The sequence below is a fragment of the Neptuniibacter sp. SY11_33 genome, from assembly GCF_047778025.1.
In the GTDB taxonomy this organism is placed as follows: domain Bacteria; phylum Pseudomonadota; class Gammaproteobacteria; order Pseudomonadales; family Balneatricaceae; genus Neptuniibacter.
Genome location: NZ_CP180543.1, coordinates 222,055 through 245,895, shown reverse-complemented (window position 1 = coordinate 245,895; position 23,841 = coordinate 222,055). Strand labels below are relative to the sequence as shown.

Annotated in this window: 19 protein-coding genes; 13 read left to right on the top strand and 6 right to left on the bottom strand. The window is 46.7% G+C overall.

Annotation, left to right across the window (positions count from 1 at the left end; translation table 11 throughout):
* Positions 1 to 55 precede the first annotated feature (55 nt).
* Positions 56 to 2,065: a DNA helicase Rep gene (gene rep, locus ACMXYV_RS01070; RefSeq protein ID WP_415889932.1), complete on the bottom strand. Its 2,010-nt coding sequence runs from the start codon at positions 2,063 to 2,065 to the stop codon at positions 56 to 58.
* Between the two features lie 257 nt (positions 2,066 to 2,322).
* On the opposite strand from rep, the gene ACMXYV_RS01065 reads away from it, so the two are divergent.
* On the top strand, positions 2,323 to 4,041 hold the full coding sequence (locus ACMXYV_RS01065) for an EAL domain-containing protein (RefSeq protein ID WP_415889931.1): 1,719 nt from the start codon (positions 2,323 to 2,325) through the stop codon (positions 4,039 to 4,041).
* A gap of 9 nt (positions 4,042 to 4,050) precedes the next feature.
* On the opposite strand, the gene ACMXYV_RS01060 is transcribed toward ACMXYV_RS01065, so the two are convergent.
* The 3 genes from ACMXYV_RS01060 to ACMXYV_RS01050 all read right to left on the bottom strand — a co-directional run bounded on the left by ACMXYV_RS01060 (position 4,051) and on the right by ACMXYV_RS01050 (position 7,616).
* Positions 4,051 to 5,565 carry a YifB family Mg chelatase-like AAA ATPase gene (locus ACMXYV_RS01060; RefSeq protein WP_415889930.1) on the bottom strand — a complete coding sequence of 505 codons (1,515 nt, stop codon included), beginning with the start codon at positions 5,563 to 5,565 and terminating at the stop codon, positions 4,051 to 4,053.
* A gap of 113 nt (positions 5,566 to 5,678) precedes the next feature.
* Positions 5,679 to 7,325 carry a diguanylate cyclase domain-containing protein gene (locus ACMXYV_RS01055; protein WP_415889929.1) on the bottom strand — a complete coding sequence of 549 codons (1,647 nt, stop codon included), beginning with the start codon at positions 7,323 to 7,325 and terminating at the stop codon, positions 5,679 to 5,681.
* A 36-nt stretch (positions 7,326 to 7,361) separates the two neighbouring features.
* Positions 7,362 to 7,616: an accessory factor UbiK family protein gene (locus ACMXYV_RS01050; RefSeq protein ID WP_415889928.1), complete on the bottom strand. Its 255-nt coding sequence runs from the start codon at positions 7,614 to 7,616 to the stop codon at positions 7,362 to 7,364.
* Between the two features lie 285 nt (positions 7,617 to 7,901).
* Here ACMXYV_RS01050 and ACMXYV_RS01045 point away from each other — a divergent pair, with 285 nt between their 5' ends.
* The 12 genes from ACMXYV_RS01045 (at position 7,902) to ACMXYV_RS00990 (ending at position 21,703) form a co-directional block, all read left to right on the top strand.
* Positions 7,902 to 8,240, top strand: coding sequence for a P-II family nitrogen regulator (locus tag ACMXYV_RS01045; RefSeq protein ID WP_415889927.1), 339 nt, complete (start codon positions 7,902 to 7,904; stop codon positions 8,238 to 8,240).
* Between the two features lie 38 nt (positions 8,241 to 8,278).
* Positions 8,279 to 9,535 carry an ammonium transporter gene (locus tag ACMXYV_RS01040; RefSeq protein ID WP_415889926.1) on the top strand — a complete coding sequence of 419 codons (1,257 nt, stop codon included), beginning with the start codon at positions 8,279 to 8,281 and terminating at the stop codon, positions 9,533 to 9,535.
* A gap of 197 nt (positions 9,536 to 9,732) precedes the next feature.
* Positions 9,733 to 10,071, top strand: coding sequence for a P-II family nitrogen regulator (gene glnK / locus ACMXYV_RS01035; protein WP_415889925.1), 339 nt, complete (start codon positions 9,733 to 9,735; stop codon positions 10,069 to 10,071).
* 155 nt (positions 10,072 to 10,226) lie between these two features.
* Positions 10,227 to 11,321, top strand: a complete 1,095-nt coding sequence (locus ACMXYV_RS01030) for an alkene reductase (protein ID WP_415889924.1) — start codon at positions 10,227 to 10,229, stop codon at positions 11,319 to 11,321.
* Entirely contained in the window at positions 11,322 to 12,044 is a 723-nt protein-coding gene (locus ACMXYV_RS01025; protein WP_415889923.1) for a glutathione S-transferase family protein, read from the top strand.
* A 270-nt stretch (positions 12,045 to 12,314) separates the two neighbouring features.
* Positions 12,315 to 14,417, top strand: coding sequence for a putative bifunctional diguanylate cyclase/phosphodiesterase (locus ACMXYV_RS01020; protein ID WP_415889922.1), 2,103 nt, complete (start codon positions 12,315 to 12,317; stop codon positions 14,415 to 14,417).
* A gap of 106 nt (positions 14,418 to 14,523) precedes the next feature.
* Positions 14,524 to 15,738 (top strand): aspartate aminotransferase family protein, encoded by a 1,215-nt coding sequence (locus tag ACMXYV_RS01015; RefSeq protein ID WP_415889921.1) that lies wholly within the window; start codon positions 14,524 to 14,526, stop codon positions 15,736 to 15,738.
* 23 nt (positions 15,739 to 15,761) lie between these two features.
* The gene (locus ACMXYV_RS01010) at positions 15,762 to 17,027 is read left to right on the top strand and encodes a hydrolase (RefSeq protein ID WP_415889920.1); all 1,266 of its coding nucleotides are present in this window, start codon (positions 15,762 to 15,764) and stop codon (positions 17,025 to 17,027) included.
* Positions 17,024 to 17,827: a DUF1338 domain-containing protein gene (locus ACMXYV_RS01005; protein ID WP_415889919.1), complete on the top strand. Its 804-nt coding sequence runs from the start codon at positions 17,024 to 17,026 to the stop codon at positions 17,825 to 17,827. Before ACMXYV_RS01010 ends, ACMXYV_RS01005 begins: the two co-directional genes overlap by 4 nt.
* 26 nt (positions 17,828 to 17,853) lie before the next feature.
* The gene (astA, locus tag ACMXYV_RS01000) at positions 17,854 to 18,891 is read left to right on the top strand and encodes an arginine N-succinyltransferase (protein ID WP_415889918.1); all 1,038 of its coding nucleotides are present in this window, start codon (positions 17,854 to 17,856) and stop codon (positions 18,889 to 18,891) included.
* On the top strand, positions 18,888 to 20,384 hold the full coding sequence (gene astD / locus ACMXYV_RS00995) for a succinylglutamate-semialdehyde dehydrogenase (protein WP_415889917.1): 1,497 nt from the start codon (positions 18,888 to 18,890) through the stop codon (positions 20,382 to 20,384). The genes astA and astD overlap by 4 nt, the downstream gene beginning before the upstream one ends.
* Positions 20,381 to 21,703 carry an N-succinylarginine dihydrolase gene (locus ACMXYV_RS00990; protein WP_415889916.1) on the top strand — a complete coding sequence of 441 codons (1,323 nt, stop codon included), beginning with the start codon at positions 20,381 to 20,383 and terminating at the stop codon, positions 21,701 to 21,703. Before astD ends, ACMXYV_RS00990 begins: the two co-directional genes overlap by 4 nt.
* Before the next feature lie 3 nt (positions 21,704 to 21,706).
* On the opposite strand, the gene ACMXYV_RS00985 is transcribed toward ACMXYV_RS00990, so the two are convergent.
* The gene (locus tag ACMXYV_RS00985; protein ID WP_415889915.1) at positions 21,707 to 23,071 is read right to left on the bottom strand and encodes a sensor histidine kinase; all 1,365 of its coding nucleotides are present in this window, start codon (positions 23,069 to 23,071) and stop codon (positions 21,707 to 21,709) included.
* Positions 23,068 to 23,778, bottom strand: coding sequence for a response regulator (locus ACMXYV_RS00980; RefSeq protein ID WP_415889914.1), 711 nt, complete (start codon positions 23,776 to 23,778; stop codon positions 23,068 to 23,070). The genes ACMXYV_RS00985 and ACMXYV_RS00980 overlap by 4 nt, the downstream gene beginning before the upstream one ends.
* Positions 23,779 to 23,841 lie beyond the last annotated feature (63 nt).

The following is a 23,841-nucleotide window of genomic DNA, read 5'->3' as shown; positions in this document are numbered from 1 at the left end:
TAGTTCTGAGCATAAAGAAGGCCGCGATTGCGGCCTTTTTTGTGTCTGCAGTTTATTAATCGAATAGATTCTTAAGACTATTCAATGTTGCTTGCCCACGTTTTTGGTTCTGTACTTGGCACTTCTCGCCTGCCCCTTCTATTTCAAGATCTTCGGGTGGCAGTTCATCCAAGAAACGACTCGGCATACAGTCCATCACTTCGCCATATTGCTTACGCTGTTTAGCAAGCGTGATAGTTAGGCATTGCTTGGCACGAGTGATCCCTACATAGGCAAGACGACGCTCTTCTTCAACGTTATCGGTTTCGATGCTGTTTCGATGCGGTAGTAATTCCTCTTCCATGCCCATTAGGTAGACATGAGGGAATTCCAATCCTTTTGAGGCATGTAGTGTCATAAGCTGCACACGGTTTGAGTCGTCCTCTTCCTCCTGTCGATCCAACATGTCGATGAGCATCAGGCGATTGATCGCTTCTTGGATACCGGCATCAGGATCTTCTTCTTGCAAGCGCTCCAATGTCGACTTTAAGGATTCGATCAGAAACCAGACATTCTGCATCCGTTTCTCGGCCATCGCGTCGCTGGAACTGTTTTGCGCAATCCAGCCTTCGTAGTCGATATCGCGGATCATCTCGTGGATAGCCGCAATCGGATCGCCGCTGTGACATTGGCGATAGATATGCTGCATCCAAGTACAGAAGCGGCGTAAACGCTCAACAGCATTCGCCGGCATCACCTGTTCTAAACCTAATTCATCGCAAGCACTGAACATGCTGATCTGACGCTCTAAAGAGTACTGCCCCAGCTTCTGTAGTGTGCTCGGGCCTATCTCTCTACGCGGCAGATTAATAATTCTCAGAAAGGCGTTATCATCATCAGGATTGACCAAGACCTTGAGATAACTCATCAAGTCTTTGATTTCAGCACGGGAGAAGAAAGAGGTACCGCCGTTCAACTTGTATGGAACTTGGTAGTGCTGAAGCTTCATCTCCAATAAACGCGCCTGAAAGTTACCACGATACAAAATCGCCATATCTTTAAACTGCACATTCTTACTTAAATGGAGATGAGTGATTTCCATCGCAATACGATCACACTCAGCATCTTCGTTACGGGTGTGGATAACTTTGATTGGATCACCCATCCCCATCTCACTCCACAAGGTCTTCTCGTAGACGTGAGGGTTGTTGGCGATCAACGTGTTGGCAGCTTTTAGGATCAAACTGGTGGAGCGATAGTTCTGCTCCAATTTAACCACTTTCAGGCTTGGATAATCGTGTTCTAACTGGTTGAGGTTTTCTGGGCGCGCACCACGCCAAGCATAGATCGATTGGTCATCGTCCCCTACCACTGTTAATGCGCCTCTATGACCCACCAACTGCCTTACCAAGCGATACTGAGACAAGTTAGTGTCCTGATACTCATCCACCAGCAGGTAGCGAAGACGATTCTGCCAACGCTCCAACACTTCAGGCTGAGAAGCAAACAAGCGTACTGGTATCAGGATAAGGTCATCAAAATCTACGGCGTTATAGGCGCGCAGGTGCTGTTCGTAACTTTCATAAGCACGCGCGGCCAAAATATCTTGTGGTAGTTGAGCTTGAGCGAGTGCTTCATCGGGGGTGAGCATTTCGTTCTTCCAATTGGAGATGCAGTTTTGCACCATATCCACTTGGTCGCTCTCTTCATTGTTTTGCAACATCAGGTCTTTCAGCAGTGCTTTAGTATCCTGATCATCAAAAATAGAGAAGCCTGGCTTAAACCCCAAAGCTTTATATTCACGTTTAATGATGGTCAAACCAAGGTTATGAAAGGTCGCTACCGTCAGACCTTTGGCATCCCCGCCTTGAAGCAGAGACATCACACGCTCTTTCATCTCTCGTGAAGCTTTGTTGGTAAATGTCACCGCCGCAATATTACGCGCAGCAATACCGCACTGATTAATCAGGTAAGCAATCTTCCGGGTAATAACACTGGTTTTACCCGATCCAGCACCTGCGAGCACCAATAATGGGCCGCCTATGTATTCCACTGCTTCTTTCTGACGTGGATTTAATCGTGACATTCTTTAAAAAACCTTCAAAAAAACTAAAGCTCTGCTCAAACAAGCCGATATAGTGCTTTTATGACACCGTGAAATCCGGTCAAAAAACACAGTTAAGCTATTGAAATATATGAATTAAAACAGTTGTTTTAATCTGTATTCCAGAATGTTAATCTGCCATTAAGCTGATAGGTAATTATGACACGAATCGCTTTTTAGGGAGATACCCAGTAGCAAGATTTGTGTCGTGTAGTAGATCTAAGTTGGGGAAGTAAGTGATGCGCTCAGCGCTGAGACAGTTACCCGGTCAACATAAAAAGGTTTTACTGGTCGATAAGTACCAGCAAAACCGTATGCAAATCCAATCGATACTGGAGCGATTTCCATTGTATCAGTTGGAGTTTTGCGAAGACCAGGTCGAAGCCTTAGCACGCGCACACCTTTCCGATATCGATTTTATCCTTCTCAGCGAAAACGTCAGCCCTCTTCCTTGCAGCACAATCATTGCCGACATCTACAGCTCGGTTCCGCACATCCCGATTATTGTCCTAAACCAATACATCAACGAGGAACAAGGCCTAGCCCTGATTGAAGCTAAAGCAACTGATTTCCTATCGACCAATACACTTAATGCCGATCTATTGCTTCGAACCCTGCGCCATGCAGAACAATCCGCTAAGCAGAATGCAGAGATCCAACAACTACGCCACTCAGATACCTTAACGACAGCAGGCAACCGTCAGTTTTTTTACCTATCGCTACTACGAAAACTGAATCACCTAGCCGAAAAACAGCATCACCTCGCACTGATTACCATCGATCTCGATGACTTCCGTAAGTTTAACACCCACTATGGATTTACAACCGGAGATCAGGTTGTTGCCGAGATGGGTGAGCGGATACAGAGCAGCCTCAGAAATGAAGAACTCTTTGCCCGCTTAGGCAGTGATGAGTTTGCCATTATTATCGATATATCTATCGAGATCGATCTACAAGCAACCGTTCGCGAATACCTGAACAAGCTGATCATATCTCTGCAACAACCGTATAAACATGATCAAATTGAGACCCAACTCAATTGCAGTATCGGTGTAGCACTGGCGCCAGAACAAGCGGACGATGTCGACTTACTGAACCAGCGCGCCAGCCTAGCCCGTCTTAATGCTAAACAGATTCATGGCTGTAGCTATGCTTGCTATCGCCCGAGCATGGACGTTGCGACCAAGAATACAGATGATCTCGAAGCTGAGCTGATGCCAGCACTTCGCTCTAAGCAGTTTGAGCTATTTTTCCAGCCTAGAATTGATCTACGCTCTGGAAAAATATCGGGCGCCGAAGCACTGATACGCTGGCAGCACCCTAAACGCGGCTTAATCATGCCCGCTGACTTCATTCCTCAGTGTGAAAGCAACGGCATGATAGTCGCGATTGGTTACTGGATTCTTTACCAAGCAGGTCAGCACCTTCAAGAACTCAAAAGTTCTGGGTTAACCATCGAAAAACTCGGTATCAACCTATCCTTCCGCCAGTTTAAAGACGACATGCTGGTCGATATGATTAAGCGCATTATCGAGCAGGAACAGATCGATACGTCCGTACTGGAATTCGAACTCACTGAGTCTGCAATCTTTAGCGATGAAGAACATGTACGCGCTTGCCTGAATACACTATCTGAAGAGGGAATCACATTCTCCTTAGATGATTTTGGCACCGGCTATTCATCGTTCTCTTTGCTGCACAAACTGCCTATTAGCGCACTTAAAATTGACCGTTCCTTTGTCAGTCAAGTTCAGGATTCCAGTGAAGCCGCGGAGATTGTCCGCTCGATCATCAGCCTTGCACAAAACATGAACATCAAAGTCATTGCTGAAGGGGTAGAAACCCGCGAGCAGCTAGACTTCCTCATCCAGTACGATTGCGATGAGATACAAGGCTATTATTACAGTCCACCGATTAGTTTTAGCGACTTTAAACAGATGTTGTTGCAACGCCAGTAATTCAACCGCTCAATTCAAGCTACTTCTAGCCGCGATCCTATAACTTAACGCTTCCATTAGATGTGAACGCTCGACCTTCTCAGAGCCAGCTAAATCCGCAATAGTTCTCGCCACCCTTAAGACACGATGATACGCCCTCGCCGACAACTGCAACTTCTCTAATGCTTTAGCGAGCATCTCTTTGTCCTTTTGTTCTATCTGGCAGAGCGTTTCTAACTGCGGCCCAGTCAAGGCTTGATTAGGTAAACCTTGGCGGCTGAGTTGAACTTGGCGAGACCTCACTACCCTTGCACGCACAGACTCACTCGACTCTTGAGCTTGAGGGATTTCAATCATCTCCTGCTGTGACAGCGCCTGAACGCTCAACTGCAGGTCAATACGATCTAACAACGGTCCAGATACCTTGCCTTGATAACGCCTTATCTGATCAGGACTACAGCGACAACGATCTGTACCATCAGCATAATAGCCACAAGGGCATGGGTTCATAGCTGTTACTAACTGAAATTGAGCTGGGAACGTCGATTGCCGTGCAGCCCGTGAGATTAGAATCTCACCTGATTCCAACGGCTCTCGCAGCACCTCCAACACTTTGCGGCTAAATTCAGGCAATTCATCCAAAAAAAGAATACCTTGATGCGCTAATGAGATTTCACCTGGTTTCGGGTTGCCGCCACCACCAACCAGCGCTACAGACGAAGCCGTGTGATGTGGCGCGCGGAAAGGACGCTTTCTGGGTAAGCGTGTTTCACTACTGCTTTGAGTAATAGAGTAAACAGCTGCCACCTCCAGCGCTTCCTGTTCGGTCATCTGCGGTAACAAACCCGGCAAACGGTTAGCCAACATGCTCTTACCACTGCCTGGCGGCCCCACCAGCAAGATATTATGACCACCGGCTGCTGCAACCTCTAAAGCGCGTTTTGCTTGAGCCTGCCCTTTAACATCGCCCAGATCAGGCCCAGAAGCATCGGTGGAAAAAGGCTGAACTGGTGCCTGCGCTACAGGAATCAACTCAGAACCTTGTAGATGAGCACAGACTTGCAGTAGATGACCTGCGGGTAATACCGATAAACCCGAGGCCATTAACGCTTCATTTTGGTTCATTTCAGGTAGCAACAGATGACGCTGCTCGGAGCGGCACGCGAGCGCAACCGGTAAAACCCCAGTCACGGGCCTCAACTCACCCGACAAAGCCAATTCACCAATCACCTCAACATCAGCTAATGATTTGGCTGGTAGCTGATTAGTAGCAGCCAAGATGCCTACCGCAATGGCTAAATCATAACGCCCACCCTCTTTTGGCAGATCCGCTGGGGCTAAATTGACCGTGATACGACGTTGGGGGAATTCAAAACCTGAATTAATCAGAGCACTACGTACCCGTTCGCGGCTCTCTTTTACCGCAGCCTCAGGCAACCCAACTATTGAAAAACTCGGAAGGCCACCAGACAGGTGAACCTCGACAGTAACCGCAGGCGCATCAATTCCGACCTGCGCGCGCGTATACGCTATCGCTAAAGACATAAGCTTCCATCCTTGGAAGAGTTAATTAAGACACCAGAAACAATTACATCGCTCTGGCGTACTGTTTTGCATAGCTACTGAGCATTCTCCACGCCCTGCAGCTCATTAATTATTTAATGTTCTACGGCTAAATGATCCAATATCTGCTCTAGAGACAACGGCGTACCAAAGTAACGCCCTTGCATCAGCATACACCCTTGCCCCATCAATTGACCGCGGGTACCCGCAGTAGCAACACCATCAGCTAGCACTTCTATTTCCAACTGACCTGCCATATCTAAAACGGTATCAACGATCTTTTGGCGACCTTCATCATTGCCCATCGACATAATCAGATCGGCATCCAGTTTAATTAAGTCAGGTTGGATCTCTTGCAGCTGTTCCAAAACAGGGCTTTCACAAGCAAAGCCACTAACGGACAGTTGCGCCTCGCTAGTTAACAAGTCAAACAACTCCCCCTCATACTCAAGTGCCGTTTTGATATCAACATCGACCATATAACGGCCCTGCTGCTGATAATGACTCAGCTGAGATACCCAGCGCTGTACCGCTTCCTTGCTTTGCAATTGCTGACTTTCGATACGGAAAGAGACAAAACGCAGCTTAGGAAAACGCTCCCACACTACATCTAAACCACGCAGCTCTTGGTCGAGCCACTGTTCATAACGCTGCAAGGATTCGGGGCTCTGTAGTAGACCAGAGAAATCAGCTAACGGAATCTGCCCCAGCTCAGGATGAATCCAGCTTGGACGCGCATGAACTGCGACCACTTGGTGGCTATAGATGCTATACACCGGCAAATAAGTCATCTGAATAGCGCCGCTAACGATCGCTTGGGTCAGATCTTCTTCTCGTAAAATTTGAGGCCCTTTACTGCGCTCCATCAACTCGCTGTAAACTCGAAATGTATTACGCCCACCTTGCTTCGCTGCGTACATCGCAACATCCGCTTTTTTCACCAAATCTTTCGGGCGTTCAGCGTGCTCCGGGTAGACAGAGATACCCACACTACCGCTAATAAAGATCTCGCGATGCTCAACAAAAATACCATGAGCCAACTGATCAACCACACGCTGCGCGACTTTAAGTGCCGATTCAACACCATCAGCCAGTGGAATCATCATGACAAACTCATCACTACTTAAACGCGCCAAAGCATCGTCACCACGTACCACCCCTCCTAAGCGGCGTGCCACCTCTTGGAGCAAGTTATCACCAACACTACGACCTAGGTTATCGTTGATCCATTTAAATCGGTCCAGATCTACCAGCATCACAGCCAATTGTTCACCTTGCGCTTTACTTTGCTCTAAGCGTTTCGCCAAGATATCTTGGAACATATCCCAGTTAGGCAGATGAGTCAGTTCATCAAACTGAGCTGATTGCACGATGGCATTCATCTCTTTCTTAAGGTGGCTAATATTGAAGAACTGCGCCATATAACCAGTGACTAAGCCCTGATCGTTCTCCAAACGCATGATATTGAACCACGCAGGATAAACCGTGCCATCCTTATGCCTATTCCATAGCTCCCCTTGCCAGCAGCCATCGCTGCTCACGGTAAGCCACAAATCCTCATAAAATGGATCATTTAATTCCCGTGCCCCAAGAAAGCGCGGATTTTCGCCCTTCACTTCATCTAAGCTATAACCGGTAATTTCGGTAAATGCGGGGTTAGCCTGCACTATATTGTTTGCTTGATCCGTCACGAGGACTGCTTGAGGCGAACGAAGGAATAACTGCTGTTCAAACTGATCCATATTTAACCTACGTAGCTAGCGATATTAAGAGGATGGTTACTTATCCTGTAATGCTTCTTCTAATGCCTGAACTTGCTTCTCTAAAGTTTCTACTTTTTCCCTAGTGCGCAGCAATACGGCTTTCTGGGCATCAAACTCTTCACGACTGACGATATCCAGACGATCAAACGTACCCTGCAATAGCGCTTTCACCTGCTGCTGTAACTCATCTTGCCCCGGAAGCTTATTTTCACCGGACAGTAATTGCGAAAACTGTTCACTCAGGCCTTCTATTAGTTGTGGATTAATCATCCCACTTACCCCTAACAAATAAATATTGCCTGTCACTATAACAACAAACCTGCACCATTCAACCGCGCACCATATCAGTGCAAAAGCCCATAATGGCGCACAACAACTTGCCCTATAAAACAGCACACCACCCCGTAAAAAACCCCGACAACAACATAACCAATTGATATTAAAGAAAAATTAAAACATGGCACAACCTTCGCTATCACCTATGCAAACACAAATTAAATATTTGCTTAGCGATTACCGCCTCAGCACAGAATTAAACCCACGGGGGATAACAATATGAAAATGGTCTCCGCTGTCATCAAGCCATTCAAATTGGATGATGTACGAGAAGCACTTTCTGAAATTGGCGTACAGGGTATTACCGTAACTGAAGTTAAAGGTTTCGGTCGTCAGAAAGGTCATACAGAGCTATACCGCGGTGCGGAATATGTAGTCGACTTTCTACCAAAAGTACGCGTAGACGCCGCAGTTTCTGAAGAGATTGTAGATCAGGTTGTAGAAGCGATTAGTACCGCAGCTCAAACCGGAAAAATTGGCGACGGCAAGATTTTTGTAACGCCAGTAGAACAAGTTGTGCGTATTCGTACCGGTGAAACCGGTACGGAAGCCCTTTAATTTTTTGACTTATTGATTGCTTCTGGAGGAATAAACCAATGGAAGAACTACTGAATTCAACAGCGGGTGATGTTACCCAGCTTAAATACGCACTAGATACTTTCTACTTCCTAGTGTGCGGTGCTTTAGTAATGTGGATGGCAGCAGGCTTTGCCATGCTGGAAGCGGGTTTAGTTCGTGCGAAAAACACAACTGAAATCCTAACCAAGAACATCGCACTATACGCGATCTCTTGTACTATGTACTTGGTTTGCGGTTACGCAATCATGTACGGCGGTGACTACATGCTTTCTGGCATCACTGGTGACGGTTTCACCGGTGCTGAAGAGCCAGCAACTTACGCACCATCTGCAGACTTCTTCTTCCAGGTAGTATTCGTTGCAACAGCAATGTCTATCGTATCCGGTGCTGTTGCTGAGCGTATGAAGCTATGGGCTTTCCTAGCATTCGCTGTAGTAATGACCGGTATCATCTACCCAATGGAAGGTTCTTGGACTTGGGGTGGTAACGATGTATTCGGTTTCTACAACCTAGGCGACCTTGGTTTCTCTGACTTTGCAGGTTCCGGTATCGTACACATGGCGGGTGCTGCTGCTGCCCTAGCTGGTGTTCTAGTACTAGGCGCTCGTAAAGGTAAATACGCTAAAAACGGTGCTGTAAATGCTATCCCAGGTGCGAACCTACCACTAGCTACGCTAGGTACATTCATCCTATGGATGGGTTGGTTCGGCTTCAACGGTGGTTCTGTACTAGCATCTTCTGATGTAGAAAACTCTAACGCAGTTGCTGTTGTATTCATGAACACTAACGCTGCTGCGGCAGGTGGTGTGATCGCTGCACTGATCGTAGCTCGTCTACTATTCGGTAAAGCTGACCTAACAATGGCGCTTAACGGTGCACTAGCAGGTCTAGTTGCTATCACTGCAGAGCCATCTACTCCAACTGCACTACAAGCGACTCTATTCGGTGCACTAGGTGGTACGCTGGTTGTATTCAGCATCCTAACGCTAGATAAACTAAAAATTGATGATCCAGTAGGTGCGATCTCTGTTCACGGTGTTGTAGGTCTTCTAGGTCTGCTACTAGTACCAGTAACAAATGGAGATTCATCTTTCTCTGGTCAGATCATCGGTGCAGTAACTATCTTCGCTTGGGTATTCGGTACAAGCTTAGTAGTTTGGTTAGCGCTTAAAGCAATCATGGGTGTACGCGTATCGGAAGAAGAAGAGTACGAAGGCGTGGATATCTCTGAGTGTGGTATGGAAGCTTACCCAGAGTTTACATCTGGCAAGTAAGATTGATCTAAAACACTAAAAGGGCGCTTAGCGCCCTTTTTGCGTCACTAGTATTCTGTAAGAGTATGATCCAATAAGCTGTCCATATACCATCTTGCAATTATCTAGGTATACTAAGGCGCATAATTCACTATAGTTACATTTGCTACTTGGTCGTTAGGCCATAGAGTGAGCAAGCCCAACTGAGGAATAGCATTATGAAACTGGTCACTGCGGTGATTAAACCGTTTAAACTGGACGATGTCCGTGAAGCGCTTTCTGAAATTGGTATCCAAGGTGTTACCGTTACTGAAGTAAAAGGTTTCGGTCGTCAGAAAGGCCACACTGAATTGTACCGCGGTGCAGAGTATGTGGTTGATTTCCTTCCAAAAGTGAAAATTGAAATTGCTGTAGACACCGATATGGTTGATCAAGTGATTGAAGCGATCAGCAAGACTGCGAATACAGGAAAAATCGGTGACGGTAAGATCTTTATCTCTCCTCTAGAGCAGGTAATCCGTATCCGTACAGGCGAAAGCGGTCCTGACGCGCTATAAGCGAAAAGATATTCCAAAAAAGCGGCTATTAAGCCGCTTTTTTTATGCCTGTTCGATTCCAAACGATATTTCTTTACTCAAAATTGAACTTTCGTTCAAATTAAAGCTCTTTACCTAAGTCATCAACACTTTGATCAACTAACAAAGAGCCCATTATGCTTACACAACCTATCTTGTTCAGCCCTATTTCACTGGGCAGTATCGAACTATCCAATCGAATTTTGATGGCACCTCTCACTCGTGCCCGCGCAGACAAACACCATATTCCTGGCCCATTAATGGTTCAGCACTATGCCGATCGTGCTACTGCGGGTTTAATTATTACCGAAGCCACCATGGTGATGAAAAACTGCAGCGCCTTTATCAATGAACCCGGTATTTACTCAGAAGCACAAGTAGCGGGCTGGAAAGAAGTCACCAAAGCAGTACACCAAAAAGGCGGTAAGATTGTTGTGCAACTATGGCATGGCGGACGTGCCTGTCACCCGGATCTAAATAACGGCATTCAGCCTGTCGCTCCAAGCCCTATCGCGATCGAAGATGAAGTGCATACGCCTAATGGTCTAAAACCCTATACAACGCCCCGCGAGCTTCCGTTAGATGAGATCCCTGAAATTATCGCAGGCTTCAAACAGGCAGCAATCAACGCCAAAGAAGCTGGATTCGATGGCGTAGAGCTTCATGCAGCCAACGGCTATCTACTCGACACATTCTTACGTGATGGAACAAACCAGCGGGAAGATCAATACGGCGGCAGCTTAGAAAACCGATCTCGACTGATCTTCGAAGTTTTAGATGCGATTTGTGAGGTATGGGGTAACGACAAAGTGGGTATCCGCACTTCACCTTTAAACGGCTTTAACAGCATGAAAGACAGCGATCCCGTTGGTACAACCTTCTGGCTCGCTGAAAAGCTAAGTCATTACCAGCTCGCTTATTGGCACCTTATGCGCAGTGACTTTATGGGAGAGCAACAAGGCGATGTTAATACAATTGCCCGAGAACATTATCAAGGTAACCTCATTGGCAATATGGGCTACAGCTATGAAGAAGCGGATTCAGCGGTATTAGATAAACAGCTAGACGCTGTTGCTTTTGGGGTACCGTTTATCGCCAATCCTGATCTGGTCGCTCGTTTCCAAACTGATAGCGAGCTAAATGAGCCGAACCCCGATACATTTTATACACCTGGCCCTGAAGGCTATAACGACTATCCCCTCTTAGACCAGAAAGACTTAGTGAGCGCATAAATGAGCAATCCTAAAGACTACCCAAGCGTTGATCAGTACCCAATCTATAAACGCTGGCCAGCAAAGCACCCTGATATTCTACAACTCTATTCGTTAGGCACTCCGAATGGCGTCAAGATACCCATTGCGCTTGAAGAGCTAAAAATTCCTTATGAAGCCCATCGTGTGACGCTGGCAGCCAGCGATGTCAAAAGTGAGGAATATTTATCTCTCAACCCGAACAATAAAATCCCAGCAATAATCGACCCGCACGGCCCCGAAGGCACACCTATTGGTATCTTCGAAAGCGGTGCCATTCTGGTTTACTTGGCCGAAAAGACCGGCAAGCTCATGGGTAATAACGCCGCAGAAAAAGCCAAAGTATTGCAATGGCTGATGTTTCAAGTAGGTGGCGTCGGCCCCATGTTTGGGCAATTGGGTTACTTTCACGCCTTTGCCGGTAGTGAGATTGAAGACCCTCGCCCGAAACAGCGCTATATCAACGAAGCGAAACGCTTACTTAATGTGATCGAAAACCAGCTAGAAGGTCAGGATTGGATTGCAGGCGACTTCTCTATTGCAGATATCGCCATCGTGCCTTGGCTAGATACAATAGAACGCTCTTATCGTGCTGGGGATGAAACAGAAATAACAAAATTCAAACAAATCAAAGCGTATATCGAGAGATTTAATCAACGCCCATCCGCACAAAAAGGATGGAATGCCCTTGCACAAAAAACTTAGATTTTCTATTCAGGGTAAAGCATAACCTAAGCTTTACCCTGAAAACGGAAACAAGCAGAAAGATTTAAAATACCCACAAATGAGTGATAACTCGATGTAATATTAGATATTTTTATACCTTAGGCTAAAAGCTTCATAAAAAATTCATTTTGCTCACCACTTAAAATTGACCCACATCAAACCAGTTACAACTTTATTAAACATCTAAATCATTCCAACAACTTTTGGCGCAAAATGCATAAGTCGAATTAACAAATTCAAACAAGATACATGCAGCAGACAGATTCACAGCCAACAAATCACAGCACTATTCCAATGGATTGGTTTAAGCAATCCTCGATTGGTGTGCTTGTGCTGGATGATTTGTTTAACTGTTTGCACTGCAATCCCTACGCTACGACCTTAATTTGGGGCAGAGTAGGCGAATCTAAGAACACCACTCTTCCAGAAGATTTCAAACTCGCTATTCGCCCTCACGTCATGGGGTTACTTGCGAAGAATAGAGATTCTTACGACACCCATATTGTGCTCTCCTCACAAGGGGAAAGTATTCAGTTACGTGTCGAGTTCACTATCGTTACGAAAGCAGATGGTCGGAAAGTATTTATAACCCTGCGTAACTCAAGTCAGAGCGCACGCCAAGCAAGAGAACTTAAGGTTTTCCGGAATGCTGTAGAGAATACCGGCAGTGCAGTTGTGATCACCAACGCCCAAGGTGAAATCGAATACTCGAATAGCCGTTTTAGCGAAATCACAGGCTGGGGTGGTCATGAAATTCTCGGTAAGCGACCAAACTTTCTGCGCTCCGAAAAAACCACAAATGATATTTACAAGCAGTTATGGAGTACTGTCCTTAACCATCAGCAGTGGCGTGGAACCTTACTCAATAAACGAAAAAATGGTTCGACATACTGGTCCTTACAAAATATTTCACCTATTCATGATGAACTTGGGAATATCATTAATTTTGTGTCTGTCAGTGAAGACATATCACAAATAAAAGAGCACGACGCTCAGCTAGAGAAAATGGCTTACTTTGACCCGCTAACAGAGCTGGGTAATCGTCGAAACTTCCGTCGCACTCTAGATACATATCTACAAAACCCAGTCAGTGACAAACTTCATGCGCTACTGCTACTCGATTTAGATCATTTTAAGCAGATTAACGACACTATGGGGCACGAAGCCGGTGATGCGCTTCTGACCACCATAGCCAGCCGTTTAAAATTCTGCACTCGTCACCAAACATCCGTTTTCCGCCTTGGCGGTGATGAATTCACAGTAATTTTCCAAGACTGCGAAGACCGTGAAGAGATAATTAACCGCGTTAGTGATGTGCTGTCGCTACTGTCCCAACCCATGCAGATTGGCCCTCACGAGTTGAGTGTAACTGTCAGTATCGGAATTACATTAATTGGTCATGATAGTGTTGATGCCAGTGACCTGCTAAGAAACGCAGATTTAGCCATGTATCATGCCAAAAGGCAGGGCAGGAACACTTATGCTTTTTTTGCTGACCAGATGAATGAAGATGCACAACGCATACTCACTATCGAGCATGATCTACGAAACGCCTTAACTGGCCAGCAGTTATCTTTGGCTTATCAACCTCAGATATGCGCCTTAGATGGTCGTATCACGGCAGTTGAAGCCTTGCTTCGCTGGCAGCACCCTGTCAATGGCAATGTACCGCCTGATAAGTTTATTCCGCATGCTGAAGAAACCGGTTTAATCATTCCAATTGGCCGTTGGGTACTTGAAGAAGCTTGCCGTGCGGCTAAATCAATACAGGATCAAGGCTTACCTCCGATCAAAGTCTGCGTAAATTTATCTGTACGTCAATTTGACGATCCTTCTTTGATTACTCAAATTTCTGAAGCTTTAGCCAAAGCCTCACTCGCTCCAGAGTGGCTAGAACTAGAGATAACAGAAAGCATGCTTATGCGCGATATGCCGACGGCTATCAATACCCTAAAACGTATCAAAAGCATGGGAATCAGCCTCGCTATAGATGACTTTGGCACCGGTTATTCATCTCTAAGCTATTTAACGAAAATGCCTGTCGATTTATTAAAGATAGATCGCTCCTTTTTACATCAAGTGCCCGAAGACAAAGACAATATGACGATAACGTCCACTATTATCGCCATGACAAAACAACTGGGCTTAAATGTGGTTGCTGAAGGCGTCGAGAACCACTCGCAGATGGATTTCTTGCAGCAACAAAACTGTAATACCATGCAGGGATTCCTAGTCAGCCATCCACTAAATTTCGCTGACTTTAATGAAAAGTACCGCGAATCTCAGTACTTTAATGGCACTAATAACACGCTTGTTAAGAGTGATCTCAAAGACGCTAAAAACAGCCATTAAGACAGCTCCTACTTAATACCACCTCCGTTAAGCTATTGCCGCTAAAAAGCTTTTTTGCCGTTAAGGTCTAAACTTAGACTTATCTATGCAGTAGAGGAGACTGGCTATGTCCTCCAATGTTGATAGGGAAACGTTCGATCAAATCATGGTGCCTAACTACGCACCACAACAGATGATTCCTGTAAAAGGGCTTGGATCCCGAGTATGGGATCAGCAGGGTAATGAGTTCATCGACTTCGCTGGCGGTATTGCTGTTAATGCTTTAGGCCACTGCCACCCAGAACTGACTGCTGCACTTCATCAACAAGCGGATCAGTTATGGCATCTCAGTAATGTTTGGACCAATGAACCTGCACTGCAATTAGCCCAAGCGCTCTGTGATAAAACCTTTGCTGACAAGGTCTACTTTGCTAATTCGGGCGCTGAGGCAAACGAAGCTGCGTTTAAACTCGCACGAAAATACGCTTACGATCATTTTGGCGCAGATAAACACGAAATAATTAGTTGCAATAACAGCTTCCACGGCCGCACTCTATTTACCGTGTCGGTTGGCGGACAACCAAAATATCGTGAAGGATTTGAACCAGTACCTGCGGGTATTTCTCATGTACCTTTTAATGATATCGCTGCATTAGAACAGCAGATCAGTGATAAAACCTGTGCGGTAGTCATCGAGCCTATTCAGGGCGAAGGTGGGATTACACCCGCCACAGTTGAGTATTTGCAGGCTGCCAACAGCCTATGCTCTGAACACAATGCCTTGCTCATTTTTGATGAGATACAAACCGGCGTTGGTCGTACCGGTAAGTTATACGCCTATCAACACAGCAAAATTAAACCCGATATTTTAACCACGGCTAAAGCTTTGGGTGGTGGCTTTCCCATCGCTGCGATGCTGAGTACCGAAAAGGTCGCCAAATCCTTTAATGTCGGTAGCCACGGCAGTACTTATGGGGGCAACCCGCTAGGCTGCGCTGTGGCACTCAAGCTGCTACAGATCGTTGATACGCCTGAAGTTCTCGATGGTGTGTTCCATAAACATCATCAGATCACCCAACAGATTGCGCAATTTAATCAGACAACAGCGATATTTAAGGATATTCGTGGCCAAGGCCTATTAATCGGCTGTGAACTGAGCGATCAATTCCAAGGCAAAGCACGGCTGTTTTTAGAGTTGGCGCAACAAACAGGACTGATGGTGCTAGTTGCAGGCTTAAATGTCATTCGTATAACACCCTCACTGAATATTCCCGAAGCCGACATTAAAGAGGGATTAGCACGCTTCAGTCGCACAATGCAGTTATTTAACCAGCAGGCCTAAGCTGAGAGTGCTAGAGGTTAATTATGCAGTTATCTGTCGAATCACTAGATCAGTTAGAACGTGATCTTCTCGATAAGATCAGCGCTCAACAGCACCTAAGAGAACAACAACTGATTGAGTTAGTTGAGATCAATAGCGGCTCACTTAATCCCCAAGGGATCAATCAGGTCGGCCTTAAATACCAAGAACTATTCGCCCCACTCTGCAGTAAAAGCGAAAGAGTAGAACTGCCCGAATGGGAGCGAATCGATTACACAGGCAAAGCCGAATCCCAAGCGCTCGGCTCCCTTTGGAAGTTCAGCCATAACCCAGATGCACCGATTCAGATCCTGTTTTGCGGTCATACCGATACCGTCTTTCCTGTGGATGGTCCTTTCCAGCATGCGATTCGCTTAGACCACACCCGACTAAACGCACCCGGTGCCGCAGATATGAAAGGTGGCATTCTGGTCATACTGTCCGCGCTTGAAGCATTAGCACAGCACCCACTTACTCATCAGATCGGTTGGAGTGTCGTCCTAAATCCAGATGAAGAGATCGGCTCACCCGGCTCAGCCGCCTATTTGGCCGAAGCGGCGAAACAACATGACTTTGGATTGATCTACGAGCCGGCTTTGCCTGATGGCAATCTTGCAGGTGAGCGGAAAGGCAGCGGCAACTTCACTTTGGTTGTCCATGGTCGTTCTGCCCATGCCGGCAGAGCTCCAGAAACTGGTAGGAATGCAATCAATAAAGCCGCTGAACTGATCCTGCAACTGGCATCGCTAAACAATCAAAAACCGGGCTTAACTCTCAATACAGGCATAATCAAAGCAGGTGAAACCACCAATAAAGTGCCCGATTTAGCTGTGTGTAAATTTAACGTACGCATTCAGAAAACAGAGGATGCCGAATGGTGCCTTGAAAGCATCAATGAATTTATACAGCAGCATAATCAACAAGAAGGCTTCCATATAGAGCTTCATGGGCATTTTGGACGCTATCCTAAACAACTCGACCAACCCCATCTCGCACTCTATCAACTGGTACAGCAATGCTCAGAACAGCTGGGTACAGCGTTAACCTGGAGTGCAACGGGAGGCTGCTGTGACGGTAATAACTTATCGACTGCGGGCCTGCCCAATATAGATACCTTGGGTGTGACCGGTAATTTTATCCACAGCCCCCATGAATTTATCAATTTACCTAGCCTGAGTTCACGCGCGCAGCTTAGCGCACTGCTACTCTTTCACATAGCTCGTGAAGGATTGCCATTTAAGCGACTGCGCCCTCAGGGGAGGCCACAATGACCAATGAAGAGCTAATCCAAATGCTAGATGAGATGTGGCAGGACTATTTAGAACTCAATCCTCAAGCTCGCCATATCCACCAGCTATTCAGCGACCTTAACTATCAAGTACTCAATGATCATATTGCGTTACGTACTTTTGATCTGGAAGAAGTAAATATAGATAAGATGGCCACGCCGTTTCTGTATAGCGGCTATCGCGCAGCAGGTGAATATCATTTCCCAAACAAACACCTCTACGCCAAGCACTTTCAACATGATGACCCTGCCCTGCCGAAAATATTTATCAGCCAACTGATGACCGAATCGCTCAGTACTGATAACCAACTGCTTGTGCATAACTTAGTGGCTGAACTCGATCCTATGCAGCAATCCCCGGATACTTTGTGCTATTGCGGCCGTCCGTGGGAGGTCAGTTATGAGGAGTACCAAGCACTTCTCGCACAAAGTGAGTATGCCGCTTGGCTAGCTGCCTTTGGCTTCAGGCCTAACCACTTCACAATTTTCGTCAACGCACTCACTTCGCACACCAGCATCGAAGAGGTTAATCAGTTTTTAAAAAGCCATTCAATCGAACTCAATAGTGCGGGCGGTGAAGTGAAAGGCAGCCCCGAAGAGCGACTCGAACAGTCCTCAACCTTAGCCAGCAAAGTCGCTGTTGAATTTAGTGATGGCAGTGTAGAAATACCGGGCTGCTACTACGAATTTGCCCGTCGTTACCCCGTGGAAGATGGCTCTCTCTACCAAGGCTTTGTCGCGGCGTCTGCCGACAAAATCTTCGAGAGCACCGATAGTCGTTAGAGAATTCAGGGAATAGGAGGTCAACTATGTATTACATTCGCCCGATTGAAATGAACGATTTAGAGACCTTACATCAGATCGCTATCGAATCTGGCCCTGGCTTTACCTCTCTCCCCGAAAACAACGCTTTGCTCGCCGATAAAATCGAGCGCAGCTTAAACGCCATCAAACAAGATATTCAAAAAGCCTCTAATGAAAGCTATCTATTTGTACTGATCGATAGTGAAACCGATGAAGTCGTAGGGACCACAGGCATTGAAGCAGCCGTTGGTCTGCAAGAGCCTTGGTATCACTACAGAGTAGGTACCGTGGTACACGCGTCACGCGAGCTCAACATTCATAACCAGTTTAAAACCCTCTACCTATGTAACGATTACACCGGCTGCACGGAGGTCTGTACTCTCTATCTAAAACCTGAACATCGTCACTCGCAAAACGGTAGTCTGCTGTCTAAAAGTCGTTTTCTGTTTATGGCAGAACAACCGCAACGCTTCTCTGAACGCGTCATCGCGGAGATGCGCGGTTTCTCTGATGACAATGGCCGCTCCCCCTTTTGGGAAGGCTTCGGTCGTAAGTTTTTTGCGATGGACTACTCAGAAGCAGATTACCTCACGGGCTCTGGCAACAAAGTCTTTATTGCCGAGCTAATGCCGAAATACAGCATCTACATCCACTTACTCCCCGAAGAAGCGCAAGAAGTGATCGGTCGGGTCCATGCCAATACTGAACCTGCCCGCCGCATGCTGGAAAATGAAGGTTTCCGCTTTGAAAATTATGTGGATATCTTCGATGCCGGCCCTACGATCACAGCACCACTGGCAAAAATACGTGCGATTAGAGATAGCCGCTACGCCAAAATTAGAATTTCGCAACAAGCTGAAACCACTGATTCCGATTCAGCTTATCTACTCAGTAACACCCGTGCAGCAGGTTTTCGTTGCTGCCTTGCTAACTGCCAAACCAATCAAGGCATTGCTGAACTCACACCTGAAACAGCTGAAATGCTGCAAGTAAAAGACAGCGACACCATTCGATTGGTCGAACTAAAAGGGAGGCACCCATGAAACCACAAGCATCATTGTTTATTAATGGCGAATGGGTTCAGGGCAACGGCTCAGAACTCGAGTCGTTGAATCCGGGCAATAACGAGCGAATCTGGCAGGGTTATGCAGCTGACGAAGAGCAAGTAGATCACGCTGTTTCAGCGGCGGCTGCAGCCTTCCCACACTGGTCTGAACTCACGTTCAAGCAACGTGCAGCTTACCTGTTGAAGTTTAATGAGCTGGTAAAAGAGCACGAAGACCTACTTGCCGACACCATCGGTCAAGAAACTGGTAAGCCTCTTTGGGAAGCCAAGACAGAAGTAACTGCTATTCTGGGCAAAGCAGCTTTGACTATCAAAGCTTATCAAGCACGCTGTCCAACTGAAGAAAGTACCATACTGGGTGCACGCTCGATTCTCAGCCACCGTCCCCACGGCATCGTAGCGATATTTGGTCCTTATAATTTTCCTGGGCATCTACCAAATGGCCATATCATGCCGGCGCTTTTAGCGGGCAACACCATCGTTTTTAAGCCCAGTGAATTTACGCCGCGAACAGCAGAACTGATGGTTCATCTCTGGCAAAAAGCGGAGTTACCCGATGGCGTGCTTAATCTGCTTCAAGGTGAAAAAGAAACGGGGGCACATTTAGCAGAGCACCCAGAGATTAATGGTCTCTATTTCACCGGTAGCGCAGCCACAGGGTGTTACTTGCATGAGCAGTTTGGCGGGCAACCCGAAAAGATCCTAGCACTCGAGATGGGCGGCAATAATCCTCTATTGGTTGCAAAAACAGCCAATGTTGCTGCGGCGGTCTATAACACTATTCAATCTGCCTATATCACTGCGGGCCAGCGCTGTACCTGTGCGCGACGCTTACTAGTACCGGTCGGCACAGAAGGTGATGAGTTTATTGCAGCATTACAGAAAGCAGTGATCAAGATAGAGGTAGGCACCTATAATCAAAATCCATCACCTTTTATGGGCGCTTTGATCAGTCAGTCTGCCATGACCTCTATGCTAAGCGCTCAAGAAAAACTGATCGAACAAGGTGCTGAAGCGCTGGTCAGCATGCAACGCTTTGCCGATAAAGGCGCCCTGCTAACACCGGGATTGATCGACTGTACCTCAATTGATAACCCAGATGATGAGGAGTACTTCGGACCTCTGCTGCAGATCTATCGTGTGCAAGATATTCAGCAGGCAACGACCTTAGCCAATAACACACGCTATGGATTAGCGGCTGGTGTGCTCAGTGACGACCCTAAAGTATTCGAGTACTTTCAGCGTCGTGTCAGAACAGGCTTAATCAACTGGAACAGACCACTAACCGGCGCATCCAGTGCGCGCCCCTTTGGTGGTACCGGCATCAGCGGTAACCATCGCGCCAGTGCATGGTATGCAGCCGATTACTGCGCATACCCGGTTGCTTCTATGCAGGCCGACAGTATGGATATTCCTGATACCCTTCCTCCGGGCCTCCATATCGCCGATCATGTTTGGAGTCATGAATGAGTTTAACCCTTAACTTAGATGGTTTGGTCGCTCCCAATCACCATTATGCGGGACTCGCACAGGGCAATCTGGCATCACAACAACATCAAGGCGAGATTTCCTCACCTAGAGATGCAGCATTACAAGGTTTGGAAAAGATGTGGATGCTGCATCAACTTGGTATTCCACAAGGGATCATTCCTCCGCCAATGCGACCTGATCTAGCACTGCTCTATGCTGCGGGCTTTCGAGGCTCCGACGAACAACTCTTGGATCAAGCTTGGCATAAAGCCCCCCAGTTACTGACTGCCTGTTATTCCGCGTCTGCTATGTGGGCAGCCAATAGCGCGACCTGCTCTGCATCTCAAGATACCAAAGATCGACACTTACACTTCACCCCTGCAAACTTAAATAGCAGTATCCACCGATCATTAGAAACCAAACATAACTATCTGTTTTTCCAAACCTGCTTTGGCGATCACGACAGATTTAGCGTCCATGTTCCGTTGCCTTCACAATCGATCTTTGCAGATGAAGGTGCGGCCAATCAGATCCGCTTAAACTCGCCTTGTGACCAAGATGCTTTGAATCTGTTTATCTATGGCAGAGAAGGCTCTCTGAGTGCAAGTACACGCTTTCCAGCACGCCAAACTCGCCTCGCTAGCGAAAGTATTATCCGCCAACATCAACTGGACCAAAGCCGCAGCATAGTGATTCAGCAGAACCCCATTGCGATAGACCACGGTGCATTTCACAACGATGTTGTCGCGGTCGGGCATCTAAACTTTTTATTCCTGCATGAACAAGCATTTAAAGGGCAAAATGAGGTTTTGAACATTTTAAGAATGAAGAGTTGTCATTGGCAGGATGCACTTAAGATATTTGAGGTCAGCTCCAGCAAGCTAAGCTTGCAAGAAGCTGTCAGTACTTACTTATTTAACAGTCAGCTCATTCAAAAAAGCGACGGCAGCCTTCTACTACTGGCACCCATGGAGAGTAAACTCAGTACCAACGCATCTGCCATTTGCGAAGAGTTAATTGCTGCTGACAACCCTGTAAGCGAGGTCCAATTTGTCGATCTAACGCAAAGTATGCAGAATGGTGGTGGTCCAGCATGCTTACGCCTGGCGGTACCCACCACGATCGAAGAGTTAAGCGCGGTGCATCAAGGAATACTGCTAACCCCTATGCTATATGAGTCGCTGAAACAGTGGATAGAAACGCACTATCGAGATCGCCTAAGTCTTGAAGATCTGCGCGACCCTCGGCTGATTTCAGAGATACAAAGTGCGCTATACCACTTAGGAGAGCTGTTAAAGCTCCCCAATTTTTACAACTAAATTTTAGGCACAAGGCAGGAGAATACGCGCTTCCAATCCACCTTCTGGATGATTAGATAAACTGAGTTCACCACCTAAACGTTGTACAGCCCGTTGCGCGATACTTAACCCTAAGCCATAGCCCTCGGATTTACTGTCACCCCGGAAGAACGGTTCGCAGAGTTTTTCTAACTGTTCTGTTGGTACACCGTCACCATGATCACGAATACGAATTTCACAAGATTCACCTTTATGGACACTCAACTCGATTGGTGCCGATTGTGGAGTATGTTTGCAGGCATTCCCCAAAATATTATTTAGCGCTCGTAGTAACAAAGGTGCATTCAGTTCCACTTCACAGTCAGATTCCATACGTAGTTCAAACTCACGTGATTGCTGACTAAAACGGGCATCATCAAGCAACTCTTGCAGCACATCACTGAGCTTAGTTTTCTCACCCTTCACTTCCATCTGTTCCAAACGGGATAAAGATAAGATCTCGCCGATCAATTGATCTAATCGCTGACATTCATGAATGATCCGTTGAACTGTTTTGTCTCCTTCCCCTAAGCGCTGTTCGGCAATACCAGCAGCTGCCTGCAATCGTGCTAACGGCGCTCTTAATTCATGAGAGACATCACACATCAGATGTTGATGAGAGGTCAGGGTTTGTTGGACATAATCTGCCATGCGGTCAAAATCACGGGCTAGCTCACCTAGTTCATCACCGCGTTTACGTAGCTTCTCATCCGTACGAGTATCCAATTCCCCTCGATAGATCGCCTGAGTATGCTCGCGTAGCAAGATTAAAGGCCGCGCGATGATCGCTGATACAATCAAAGCACCTAAAGAAGACACTAATAAAATCAGCACCATTTGCACCGATAGGATGCGATTTACTAGATCGGCATAGGGAGAACGTTCCCAGCTAAGATCGACTAAAACTTCATACTGTCGCCCCTGCTCAGACTCTAGATTAAAGCGGTAACTATCTTCGGGGGCTTGCTCAAAGCCAGGCAAGTCAACCACCTGCTTCTGCGTGGTCAAATCGGTAATATGGACACGCTTAGTTACACTGCGCCAGATAAAACGTTTCCAATGAGGCGTACGTTCTTTGTGATGTTGTGGCGGCGGTAGAGCTATCTCTTTGTCCCGATGTGAACTCTTCAGGTGTTTAAGTCGAAGTGGTGGAATCGTGGTATGCCCCATGCGTTCATAACGTTCGATCATCAGCTCAGCATAACCTTCCGCTTTTGCTGTGATCACTTCCTTGAAGCGATCTTGCTCAGTGATGGTACTGACAACACAGATGGTCGCTAGCAGTACCGAAAAGCTTACACACCAGATCGCGGCAAAAACTTTCCAAAAAAGTCGTTTATACCACTTCATACCAGATCCTTAATAAACTGATAGCCAACACCACGGACTGTTTTAATTAACTCTTTCTCTGGCAGCGCTTTAGCTAATTTCTGACGTACACGGCTGACATGAACATCTATAGCGCGATCAAATGCCGCCAGTTTTCGATGCAAAACCAGCTCAGTTAATTGCTCTTTATCCAATACATTGCCTGCATTCGCGATCAGGTAAGCAAGCACGTTAAACTCTGTCCCCGTAAGCTCCAATAACTCGCCCTTAATCCGAACCTCACGCAAACCAGGATCAAGCTGGACACCGCCCATCTCAACATTAGTATCGGGGAAAAGGGTTGTTTGTGTTTTCGGTTCCGAACGACGTAAGACCGCACGAATTCGTGCAAGCAGTTCACGTGGGTTACAGGGTTTGCTTAGATAGTCATCCGCCCCCATCTCTAACCCCAGAATGCGATCAATCTCTTCGCCCCGCCCCGTCAGCATAATCACGGGTAAGGTCACTACAGGTCGAATTTGCTGTAGCAGCTCTAAGCCTGACTTACCTGGCATCATGATATCTAACACCATCAAGGCGTAACGATCCGCACGTTTTAATTGCGCGCAAGCTTCATCTGCATTGTGAGCAAACTCAACCTCAAAGCCTTCATGCTCGAGATAATCGGATAACAACTCACACAACTCCACATCGTCATCCACCAGTAATAATCGCTGTTTATCTCTCATACTTTATCCCGCACTCGACCTCGGTCGCCTAAGTTCGCTACTTATCTACTAAAAATAATAATC